The sequence below is a fragment of the Streptomyces synnematoformans genome, from assembly GCF_039531005.1.
GTDB classification, from domain to species: Bacteria; Actinomycetota; Actinomycetes; order Streptomycetales; family Streptomycetaceae; genus Streptomyces; species Streptomyces synnematoformans.
In genome coordinates this window covers 1-10,224 of record NZ_BAAAPF010000258.1, presented here as the reverse complement: position 1 = coordinate 10,224, position 10,224 = coordinate 1, and the positions used below count along the sequence as shown (strand labels likewise).

Genomic DNA, 10,224 nt, shown 5'->3' with positions numbered 1-10,224 from the left:
GCCGCCGCGGAGCGCCTGCAGGCGGCCGCCCCCGAGCGCACCGAGCTGCTGCTCGCCGCCGCCGACGCCGGCCTGCCGCTGGCGCCCGCCGCGTACCCCGAGGGCTACGGCTGCTCCTGCGACCGCATCGGCTGCCCCTCCCCCGGCCGCCACGCCGTCTCCTTCGCCTGGCAGACGCAGGCCAGCGCCGACGCGCAGCGCGTCGAGCGCTGGCTGGCCGCCCAGCCTGAGGCCAACTTCGTCACCGCCACGGGCCGCAGCCACGACGTGCTCGACGTGCCGCTGGAGGCGGGCACGCGGGCGCTGGCGCGGCTGGAGGCGGAGGGCGTCGCGGCCGGGCCGGTCGCGGTCAGCCCGGAGCCGCCGGGGCCGGGGCGGATGCTGTTCTTCACCTCCACCCGCGGCACGCCCGAGGACGAGGACGAGTGGTGGCCGTGCGAGCTGGACTGCCGCCCCGAGACCACGGACGAGCATCCGGGGCTGCGCTGGCACTGCCGCGGCAGTTACGTGCTGGTGCCGCCGGCGCGGCTGCCGGGGGACGAGGGCGTGACGTGGCTGCGCGGTCCAGAGCACCCGCTGCCGGACCCGCTGACGCTGCTGGAGGCGCTGACCGACGCGTGCGCGGCGTACGCGGGCGCGGAGCGGGAGCACGAGGCGGCCTGGCCGCTGGGCTGACGCGTACGCGCCGCGACCCCTGCCCCCCTCAGCTGCCCTCGGCGCCGACCAGACCCTCCAGACGGTTGTAGAAGACGATCCCGTCGCCCTTCTCGTCGCGCGGCGGCACCACCACCGCCTGCTGCGAGACCCGCTCCAGCGTCAGCGACTTCTCCGGGGTGCCCTTCATCAGGGTGCCGGCCGCCGGCGGCACCTCGACCTCCTGGCCCTCGGCCATCGTCTGCTTGACGAAGTGGCGGCTGCTGAAGAGCGCCAGCGCCCCGCCGTCGGCCAGCCGCAGCGCGACCGGCGGGTACTCGGGGGTGGCCTCGTCGACGTACTGCGTGACGTACTCGGGCGTACGCCGGTACTGCTCGCGGGCGCCCAGCCGCTCGGAGGTGTGCTGCCCCGGCGCGAAGTCGTCGCCGTCGCCGTCCTTCAGATACGCCGCGTACGCCGTCCCCAGCCGCCCCGGCGGTACGGCCAGCCCCGAGGACTTGCCGAGCGGCACCCGGCGGACGTGGCCGTCGCCGTCCTCGGCGAACTCGCCGATGGCGGCCACCTCTGCGTCGTCGAGCAGCGAGAGGTGGGTGGCGTGCCAGCGGGACTCCGGCTCCTCCTTGACGAAGACCATGAACCAGCGCAGGTCGTTGCGGTTGGTCAGGGTGTCGGCGACGAACCACCGCGGCCAGCCGCGCTGCTGGGGGATCAGGTAGCGGGTGTCGCTGAACTCAAGGGGCTCGTAGTCGGGGTTGCCCTCGGGGGAGTCCTCCTTGCGCACCTTCAGGCCCGCCTGGTCGATCTCGCGGAGTCCGCCGGCCTCGATACGGGAGTTGACGCCGAGGTCGTAGTCCTCGTTGGCCTTGTTGTTCAGCTTCCCGAACCGGTCGAGGACGCGGGCCGCCTCGTCCTTGGTCACGGCCGGCTGGAGGACCTCCTCGCCGTGGACCGTGACGCACCCGCTGGCCGTCAGCAGCGTCGCCGCCAGCAACGGCACCGCGGCGACGGTCGCCCGGAAGCGGCGTATCGGCATGATCTTTTTCTCCGACTCCTGCGCGGGGCCTGGGAACGGCGTCACCCTACCCGGGTCGGCGGCCGGGCACCGGCCCGGGACCGGATCCGCCGCCGGGGCCGGGGAGCCGCGCAGTGATTCGGCTCTCATTCGCGTCCCGGCGGCGAAAACCCTTCCCCGGGACGGGTGCGAGCGATCATCATGCTGCGCATGACATTCGGGGCAGCACTGAGCGAGTTGCGCAAAGCTCAGAAAACGGCGAAGGGCGTCTCGCTCTACTCGCGCTACGTCAACCGGCCGCTGGGGCGGGTCTTCGCGGCGGCCGCGTACGCCGCCGGGCTGCGGCCGAACCACGTGACGCTGCTCAGCGCGGCGTTCACCGGCGGCGGGATCGCCGCCGTCGCGCTGGTACGCCCCGGCTGGCTGATGGCCGTCGCGGTCTACGCGCTGCTCGTCACCGGCTTCGCCCTCGACTCGGCGGACGGCCAGCTGGCGCGGCTGCGCCGGGAGTCGAGCGCGGCCGGCGAGTGGCTGGACCACGTCGTCGACTGCGCGAAGGTCACCGCGGTGCACGCCGCCGTGCTCGTCTCGTTCTACCGCTTCTTCGACCTCTCCTCGGACGGCTGGCTGCTGCTGCCGCTGGGCTTCCAGCTGGCCGCCGTGCTGATCTTCTGCGGCGGGCTGCTGGCCGACAAGCTCAAGGCGAAGCCGAAGCCGCAGGCACAGCCCGCGGCGGACGCGGCGGACGCGGCGCCCGCGCCCGCCGCGCCGCCGTCGCGGCTGCGTGCGGTGGCGCTGCTGCCCGTGGACTACGGCGTCTTCTGCGTGGTGTTCCTGCTGCTGGGCAGCGAGCGCGCGTTCCTCGCCGGCTACACGGCGCTGGCCGCGGCGGCGGGGCTGTTCCTCGCCGCCTTCATGGCGAAATGGTTCCGGGAGCTGTCTGCGGCGAGCTGACCTGAGCCTCGCCGCGGGTGCCGCGGCCGTCGAGGGCGTCGAGGGCGCGGCGCAGCTGCGTGCTCGACGTGTGCACGGTGTACGGGAAGTACACCACCTCCACGCCCACCGACCGGAAGTCGGCCTCCAGCTTGTCCCCCTTGGGCGTGCCCCGCCAGTCGTCGCCCTTGAAGATGACGTCGAAGCGGACCTGCTGCCAGGTCTCCAGCTTGTCGGGCACGGTCTCGACGAACGCGGCGTCCACGTGCCGGATGCTGCGCACGATCTCCAGCCGCTCGACCAGCGGCACGACCGGGGCGCGGCCCTTCGCCAGCTGTGCCATCTCGTCGGAGACCACGCCCGCGACGAGATAGTCGCAGCGGCTCCGGGCGTGCCGGAGGATGTTCAGGTGTCCGACGTGAAACAGGTCGTAGACACCCGGTGCATAACCGACCGTGTGCGCCACGGCACCCCCCAAATACTTCCCCCTGATAGTGGCGCAACCCCCGGCGCGCCAGGAGTGTCAACCATAACGGTCAGGTGCGGATAAGGTGCAACCCGGGCTTCGGGAAAGCAAACGAGGGGTGGCAAGGTGACGCGGGTGCTGCTGGTTTCGACCAACTATGCGCCGGAACAGGCGGGGATCGGCCCGTACGCGACGCAGATCGCGGAGCACTGGGTCGAGTCCGGCCGGGCCGAGGTGCATGTGCTGGCCGGGATGCCGCACTACCCGAACTGGCGCGTCGCCGAGGGCTACCGCGGCGCCTGGCGGCGGGACGAGGAGCTGGCCGGCGTCCGCGTGCACCGCCGCCGGCACTCCGTACCCGCGCGGCAGACCGCCGTGCGGCGCGCGCTGTACGAGGCGTCGATCCTCGCCCACGGCGTCGTCGCGCCGCCCCGCATGGCCGCCCCCGACGCGGTCGTCGCGCAGCTGCCCAGCCTGGCCGGCGCCGTGCTCGGCGCCCTCCTCGCCCGCCGCCACGGGGTGCCGTACATACCCGTGGTGCAGGACCTGATGGGCGCCGCCGCGGCGCAGAGCGGCATCCGCGGCGGGGGCCGGGCGGCGGCCGCCGCCCGCGCGGTGGAGTCCCGGGTGCTGCGGCGGGCGTCGCTGGTCGGTGTGATCCACGAGACGTTCGTGCCGCGGGTGGCCGCGATGGGCGTGGCCGAGCAGCGGATACGGGTCGTCCCCAACTGGTCCCACGTGGCAGGACCGGCCCGGCCGCGCGCGGAAATGCGGGCGCTGCTGGGCTGGCGCGAGGGGCAGACGGTGCTGCTCCACTCCGGCAACATGGGGCTGAAGCAGGGCCTGGAGGTGCTCGTGGAGGCGGCCCGCCGGGACCCCTCGCTGCGGGTCGTGCTGATGGGCGACGGCAACCAGCGCGAGCGGCTCGCCGCCCTGGGCGCGGGGCTGCCGAACCTCGACTTCCTGCCCCCCGCGGACTCCGGCGAGTTCACCGACGTGCTGGCCGCGGCGGACGTGCTGGCGGTCACCCAGCGGTCGTCGGTGCTGGACATGAGCGTGCCGTCGAAGCTCACCTCGTACTTCGCCGCCGGCCGGCCCGTGGTGGCCTCGGTCGCCGACGGCGGCGGCACGGCGGCGGAGATGCGGCGTGCGGGGGCCGGGGTGACGGTGCCGCCGGAGGACCCGGAGGCGCTGCTGGAGGCGGTGCGCAGGCTGGCCGCGGACAGGGACCTTGGTGCCGCGCTGGGCGCGAAGGGGCCGGTGTACGTGCGGGAGCACCTGAGCAGCGAGGCGGGTCTGGGCCGGATCACGGCGCTGCTGGACGAGGCACTCGACGGAGTCCCCGACGGGTCCCCGGAGGCCGTTGTCCACAACCCGCCGGTCGTCCACAGGCCGAGGGCGGCCGGGGAGCCGGCCGGGGGGCCCGTCCCCCATACTGAAAAGACCGGTTGAGGGGGGCCGAGACCATGTCACAGCACGCTCCGGGCGACAGCCCTGCCATGCAGCCGCAGGACGAGCCGGACCTGCTGCGCGACCAGTTCCGGCAGCTCCTGCGCTACCGCGGAATGATCGTCCTGGGCGTCGTCCTCGGGCTGCTCGGCGGCGGCTGGATCGCCCTGGCCTCCGGCGACGAGTACATCGCCTCCAGCGAGGTCACGCTCCGCCAGGTCAGCCTGGACCCCTTCGCCTCCGGCAGCGACGCCACGGCCATCAAGGAGAACATCGGCACGGAGCGGCAGACCGCCGCGAGCAACGCGGTGGCCAGGATCGCCGCGAAGGAGGTCGGCCACCCCGAGGACGGCGAGAAGCTGCAGCACGGCCTGCAGGTCACCAACCCGCCGAACACGCTGGTGCTCCGCTTCGACTACAGCGCGGACGACCCCGAGACCGCCGCCGAGCGCTCCAACGCCTTCGCCGCCGCCTACCTCGCGTACCGCGAGGACAAGAGCAGGCGCACCATCGACAACATGGTCGAGGCCTACGACGAACAGGTCAAACCCCTGGTCGCGGAGCGGGACGCGCTCGACGACGAGATCGAGTCGCTCGGCGAGGGCAGCGCCCTGGAGTCGGCGCTCTCCGCCCGCTCCTCGCTCAGCCAGAGCATCGGCCAGATCACCGCCGACCGCGCCAAGCTGCAGGCCCTCGACACCACGCCGGGGCACGTCGTGCGGGACGCCACGCCGCCCGCCGAGCCCGCGGGCCCGGGTCTCCTCATGCTCCTCGGCCTCGGCGCCGCGTTCGGCGTGGGCCTCGGGCTGCTCGTCGCCTGGGTGCGGCTGGTATTCGACCCCACGGCGCGCTCGGAGAGCGATGTCGTACGGGCGCTGCACGCCCCGGTGCTCGGCACGCTGCCGCGCACCCGCCGGCCCGGCGGGCTGCTGGCCACCGGCCGGGTCGCCGAGGAGTACCGTTCGATGGCCTTCCGGCTGGCCTACGACCAGCGGTTCGCCGACCGGCGGCGGCTGCTGGTGGTCGCGCCGCGCGGCAGCATAGACATCCCCGCCGCGGTCTCGGTCAACCTGGCCGCGTCCTTCGTGGAGATGGGGCACGAGGTGCTGCTCGTCGAGGCCGACCTGCGCACGCCGAGCCTGTCGGCGCGGCTCAGCGCCGCCGACGGGGTGCGGCCCGGCTGGGCCCGTACGCCCGCGCGCGGCGACGGCGGCTGGCCGACGGGCCTGCAGATACCGATCGACGCGGGCGAGTCCGGCGCGTTCGACCTCATCCCCGGCACCCGGGTGCGCAACGCCGCGCGGGCGCTGACGTCCGCGCCCGCCACGCAGCTGATCGCGGAGGCGGACGCGCCGGGGTCGGTCGTGGTGGTGCTGGCGCCGGCCGTGCTGTCGTACGCGGACGCGCTGGCCCTGGCCGACCGGGTCGACGGCGTGCTCGTCGTCTGCGACCCGCGGCAGGTGCACCGCGAGGACCTGGCACGCATCCGCGAGCTGATATCGGGCGCGGGCGGCACGGTGCTCGGCGCCGTGCTGCACTCGCACGGCAGCGGCGAGCCCGACGCGGGCGGGCGCGGCCGGTCCGCCAAGGGCGGCAGCAGAGGCGGCGACCGGGTTGACGGCCGCGGCGCCGAGGCGGGGACGGGCACGGCGGCGCCGGCGCCGCCGGCCGAGCCCACGGGGGCGGACTACCCGGCCGACAGCCGGGCCGTGCGCTCCTCGCGGCGGTAGATGCGCGCCCGCTGGGCGATCGCCTCCTCCGTCGCCGACCAGGGCGTGGCGGCGCTGACGAACATCGCGGTGCTGGTGGTCGCGGCGCGGGAGTCGTCCGCCGAGGGCTTCGCGGTCTTCTCCCTCGTCTACATGACGTTCACCGTCGTGCTGGGCGTGCAGAGCAGCTACGTCGGCCAGGCGCTGGTGCTGGAGCGCGACGGCGGCGGGGCCCGCGGCACAGCCAGCCGCGGCAGGGGCGGCGACGGCACGGGTGGTGGCGGCGCGGGGGGCACGGGCGTGACGGCCGGCGGGGCGCCCGACACCGCGCCGGAGGGGCCGGTCATCCCCTCCTGGGCGGAGCCCGACCCGGACGCGCCGGCCCGGCCGGCCACCGGCGTCGCCTCCGCCTGCCGGTCGGCGGTGACGTTCTCGACGCTGGCGTCCACGGCGGTCGGCGGCCTGACGGCGCTGCTGCTCGCGCCGGTGCCCGGCGAGCTGGCGCACGGGCTGGCCGTGCTCGGGCTGGTGCTGCCCGTCGTGCTGCTCCACGACGTCCTGCGCTACTGCTTCGCCGCCCTCCGGCTGCCGCACCACGCCCTCCTCGGCGACCTGCTGCGGCTCGTCGTCGCCGTCCCGGCGCTCGTGCTGCAGCCGGACGGCTCGTCCCCGGCGCGGCTGATAGCCGTCTGGGGCGCGTCCGCGCTGCCCGCGCTGCTGCTCTGCCTGGCGCTGGCCGCGTTCCGGCTCCGCGGCGCCCGCGGCGACTGGCGGCGCTACCTGCGCCGGGGACACCTCGGCCGCCGCTTCGTGGTGGAGTTCGCGGTGGGCAACGGCGCCACCCAGCTGTCGGTCATCGGCCTCGGGTTCGTCGCCAGCCAGCTCGCCGTCGGCGCGCTGCGCGGCGCCACCACCCTCTACGGGCCGATGAACGTCCTCTACAACTCCGCGACGTCCTTCGGCCCGCCGGTGATGAACCGCATCCCGAACCTGCGCAGCAAGCTCCGCTCCGCCGCCGCACTCGCGGCCCTGCTCGCCGGCACCGCCGCCGCCTGGACGACGGTGCTCGTCGTCCTCCCCGACTCCGCCGGCCGCGAACTCCTCGGCGACACCTGGGCGGCGACCTCCTCGCTGCTGCCGGCCACCGGCAGCCAGTACGCGGGCATCGCGCTGGGCACCAGCGCGCTGCTCACGCTGCGCGTGCTGCGCCCGGAGAGCACGCTGCCCATCCAGGTCGTCTTCTCCCTGCTCTCCGTCGGCTGCATGCGCACCGGCTACGCCGCCGGCGTCGCCTGCGGCGCGGCCTGGGGCCTGTGCGCCGGCTCGGCGCTGAAGGCCGCGGCCCTGTGGCTCAGGGTCGCGGCCGTCAGCCGCGCGGCCGCGAGCGGCGCGGGCCCCGGCCCCGGCACCGGCACCGGCGGCGCCGAGGCCCCGGGAGGCTCCGTCACACCCGGTGCAGCCCGGGCCTCCCGGCCTCGGTCGCATAGGAAGCCGCGGTGGTGACCCCGGCGCCCGGAGCGGTGACGTACGGCACGACGCGGAAGTCCGCCCGGCACTGCTCGCGGGTCAGCTCGACGGTCACGTAGCCGCGGCGGCCGTCGTAGAACCGCAGGTGCGGGTTGGCCTGGGTGAGCCGGTCGTAGTTCGCCGGCCGCTCGGCGCCGTCGCCGCCGCTGCTGATGGAGCTGGCGACGATCTCGCTGGCGACGGCGGGCGCGTCCGGGTCGGCGTAGTCGCGCTTGACGTCCATCGCGTAGTGCACGTGCACGTCGCCGGTGAGGACGACGAGGTTCTCCACCCCCGCCGCCTCGGCCGCGTCGAGGAAGCGGGTGCGGGCGGCGGTGTAGCCGTCCCAGGCGTCCATGCTGACGCGGTACCCCGCGGCCGGCTCGCTGCGCCGCTCGGCCAGCACGACCTGCTGCGGCACGACGTTCCACCGCGCCCGCGACTCGCGCCAGCCGTCCGCGAGCCAGTGCTCCTGCCGCTCGCCGAGCATGGTGCGCCCCGGGTCGTCCGCGTCCGGCCCCGGCGGCGCCCAGACGCCGCCGTACGCCTGATCGCTGCGGTACTGCCGGCCGTCGAGGACGTCGAACTGCGCGAGCGTGCCGTAGTGCAGCCGCCGGTACAGCCGCAGGTCGGCGCCGCGCGGCCGCTGCGGCCTGCGCAGCGGCTGGTTCTCCCAGTACGCCCGGTAGGCGGCGGCCCGGCGGACGAGGAACTCCTCCGGCGGCTGGTTGTCCTGGGAGATCGCGCCCGCGTAGTTGTTCTCGACCTCGTGGTCGTCCCAGGTGAGGATCCAGGGGTGGGCGGCCTGGGCGGCGCGCAGGTCGGGGTCGCTGCGGTAGAGGGCGTAGCGCAGCCGGTAGTCCGCGAGCGTGACGGTCTCGTGGTTGAAGACGTCGGGGAGGGTGCCGGGCGGGTAGGCGCGGCTGCCGCCGGTGGAGCCGACGGCGCCCTCGTAGATCCAGTCGCCGAGGTGGAAGACGGCGTCGAGGTCCTCGTTCGCGAGGTGCTGGAACGCGGTGTAGTAGCCGCCCGGGTAGTTCTGGCAGGCGACCGCGCCGAAGCGCAGGGAGGAGTTGTGCTCCCCGTGCCGCGGCGCCGTGCTCGTCCGGCCGACGGGGCTGGTCCAGCGGCCGACGCGGAAGCGGTAGTAGTACGGGCGGCCGGGGGCGAGCCCGTCGGCCTCGACGTGCACGGTGTGGTGGAACTCGGGGTGCGCCGGCTCCCGCCCGCGCCGGACGACACGGCGGAAGCCCTCGTCGTGGGCGATCTCCCAGTGGACGAGGAACGGGGTCTGCGGCAGGCCGCCGTCGGGCTCGAACGCCGCGGGTGCGAGCCGGGTCCACAGCACCACGCCGTCGGGCGTCGGGTCGCCGGAGGCCACGCCGAGGGTGAAGGGCTCCCGGCGGATCCGCCCCGGGTCCGCCGGCTCGTCCGCGTGTGCCCGCGGCAGGCCCACGGAGAAGGCGAGCGCGGCGGCGGCACCGGTGACGGTGAAGAAGCGGCGGCGGCTCACGTGCGCCGCGGCGGCGCGCAGGGCGTCCTGCGGGTTGGGAGGCGTCATGCGCGGTATTGCAGTTGCTGGTGGCAACCGCTGTCCATACACTGTGCGGCGGTCAGGTGACGGAGCGTCGACGTCTGCCGCGGATCCCACACGATCGGCCCGTTCCGGGACGGCGCTCCGGACTCTCTAGACTCGCGGCATGGCCGAGGTGCTCGCGAAAGACGGCAGCTGGGAGTTCGACGGCGACGTCATACGGATCGTCCCCGGCCGCGACCGCGGCGTGCACAAGCTGCGGCAGCTGCTCGGCGAGGTCGCCGTGCCGCTGCCGGCGGTGGCGGGGATCGCGTACGAACCGGGGCGCAAGGGCGGCCTGCTGCGGCTGCGGCTGCGCGACGGCGCGTGCCCGCTGCTGCGCGCCGCCGGCGGGCGGCTGCCGGAGGCGGCGAACCCGTACCTGCTGCGGCCGGAGCGCGACCGCGGCGGGGTCGCGGAGTACTTCGCCGAGGAGGTACGCAGGTCGCTGCTGCTCGACGAGGTGCCGGACGGGCCCGTCGACCGCTATCTGCTGCCGGGCCCCGCGGTGCCGCTGACCGCCTCCGGTCTGGACGGCACCGCGACGTTCGACGGCGAGCAGCTCAGGCTGGAGTGGAACTGGCTGGTCGAGGACTCGAAGAAGCGGGTCGGGAACCGGACGTTGCCGCTGGCCGAACTGGCGGGCGTGGAGTGGGCGGGGGCCTCGGGCCTGGAGTCGGGGGGCCTGCGGTTCCGGCCGCACGGGACGGCGGTCTTCCTCGACCCCGACAAGGACCCGCACACGCTGGCGCTGTGGGGGACGAGGAAGGAGACGGGGGCGGCGGTACTGCTGGCGGCGGCGGTGACCGTACGGCTGCCGCACCCGAACGCGCAGGCGGCGACCCCCGCCCCGGGCGCCCCGGGCGCGGCCGGCGCGCTGAGCGGGCCGGAGGCGGGGCAGCCGGCGCTGCCGGCGGGGGAC

At 75.2% G+C, this 10,224-nt stretch carries 9 protein-coding genes; 6 read left to right on the top strand and 3 right to left on the bottom strand.

What is annotated here, in order from left to right; all coding sequences use genetic code 11:
• On the top strand, positions 1-675 hold a 675-nt coding region (locus tag ABD317_RS27925; protein ID WP_344293172.1), incomplete at its 5' end, for a bifunctional DNA primase/polymerase.
• Positions 676-703: 28 nt separating this feature from the next.
• Here ABD317_RS27925 and ABD317_RS27920 read toward each other — a convergent pair.
• On the bottom strand, positions 704-1,732 hold the full coding sequence (locus ABD317_RS27920; protein WP_344293170.1) for an SCO2278 family lipoprotein: 1,029 nt from the start codon (positions 1,730-1,732) through the stop codon (positions 704-706).
• Positions 1,733-1,876: 144 nt separating this feature from the next.
• Between ABD317_RS27920 and ABD317_RS27915 the strand changes: the two genes are divergently transcribed.
• On the top strand, positions 1,877-2,620 hold the full coding sequence (locus ABD317_RS27915; protein ID WP_425582453.1) for a CDP-alcohol phosphatidyltransferase family protein: 744 nt from the start codon (positions 1,877-1,879) through the stop codon (positions 2,618-2,620).
• On the opposite strand, the gene ABD317_RS27910 is transcribed toward ABD317_RS27915, so the two are convergent.
• Positions 2,580-3,065, bottom strand: a complete 486-nt coding sequence (locus ABD317_RS27910) for an adenylyltransferase/cytidyltransferase family protein (RefSeq protein ID WP_027755939.1) — start codon at positions 3,063-3,065, stop codon at positions 2,580-2,582. The genes ABD317_RS27915 and ABD317_RS27910 overlap by 41 nt on opposite strands.
• Positions 3,066-3,206: 141 nt before the next feature.
• Between ABD317_RS27910 and ABD317_RS27905 the strand changes: the two genes are divergently transcribed.
• From ABD317_RS27905 to ABD317_RS27895, 3 genes are read left to right on the top strand one after another with little or no spacing between them, the layout of a single operon-like run.
• A complete protein-coding gene (locus ABD317_RS27905) occupies positions 3,207-4,517 on the top strand; it encodes a glycosyltransferase (RefSeq protein WP_344293176.1) in 1,311 nt (436 codons plus the stop codon).
• A gap of 47 nt (positions 4,518-4,564) precedes the next feature.
• Complete coding sequence (locus tag ABD317_RS27900; protein WP_344293174.1) at positions 4,565-6,244, top strand: lipopolysaccharide biosynthesis protein; 1,680 nt, start codon at positions 4,565-4,567, stop codon at positions 6,242-6,244.
• Positions 6,245-7,726: an MATE family efflux transporter gene (locus ABD317_RS27895; protein WP_344293165.1), complete on the top strand. Its 1,482-nt coding sequence runs from the start codon at positions 6,245-6,247 to the stop codon at positions 7,724-7,726.
• Here ABD317_RS27895 and ABD317_RS27890 read toward each other — a convergent pair.
• Positions 7,668-9,290, bottom strand: coding sequence for an alkaline phosphatase D family protein (locus tag ABD317_RS27890; protein ID WP_344293163.1), 1,623 nt, complete (start codon positions 9,288-9,290; stop codon positions 7,668-7,670). The two genes, ABD317_RS27895 and ABD317_RS27890, sit on opposite strands and share 59 nt — an antisense overlap.
• 139 nt (positions 9,291-9,429) lie before the next feature.
• Between ABD317_RS27890 and ABD317_RS27885 the strand changes: the two genes are divergently transcribed.
• Positions 9,430-10,224 (top strand): DUF4429 domain-containing protein (locus ABD317_RS27885; protein ID WP_344293161.1); only part of this gene is annotated, 795 nt, incomplete at its 3' end.

Bases quoted from the DNA above. Each gene is read 5' to 3' on its own strand.
- ABD317_RS27915 (WP_425582453.1), top strand. From the start codon at position 1,877: ATGACATTCGGGGCAGCACTGAGCGAGTTGCGCAAAGCTCAGAAAACG.
- ABD317_RS27900 (WP_344293174.1), top strand. From the start codon at position 4,565: ATGCAGCCGCAGGACGAGCCGGACCTGCTGCGCGACCAGTTCCGGCAG.
- ABD317_RS27895 (WP_344293165.1), top strand. From the start codon at position 6,245: ATGCGCGCCCGCTGGGCGATCGCCTCCTCCGTCGCCGACCAGGGCGTG.
- ABD317_RS27890 (WP_344293163.1), bottom strand. From the start codon at position 9,290: ATGACGCCTCCCAACCCGCAGGACGCCCTGCGCGCCGCCGCGGCGCAC.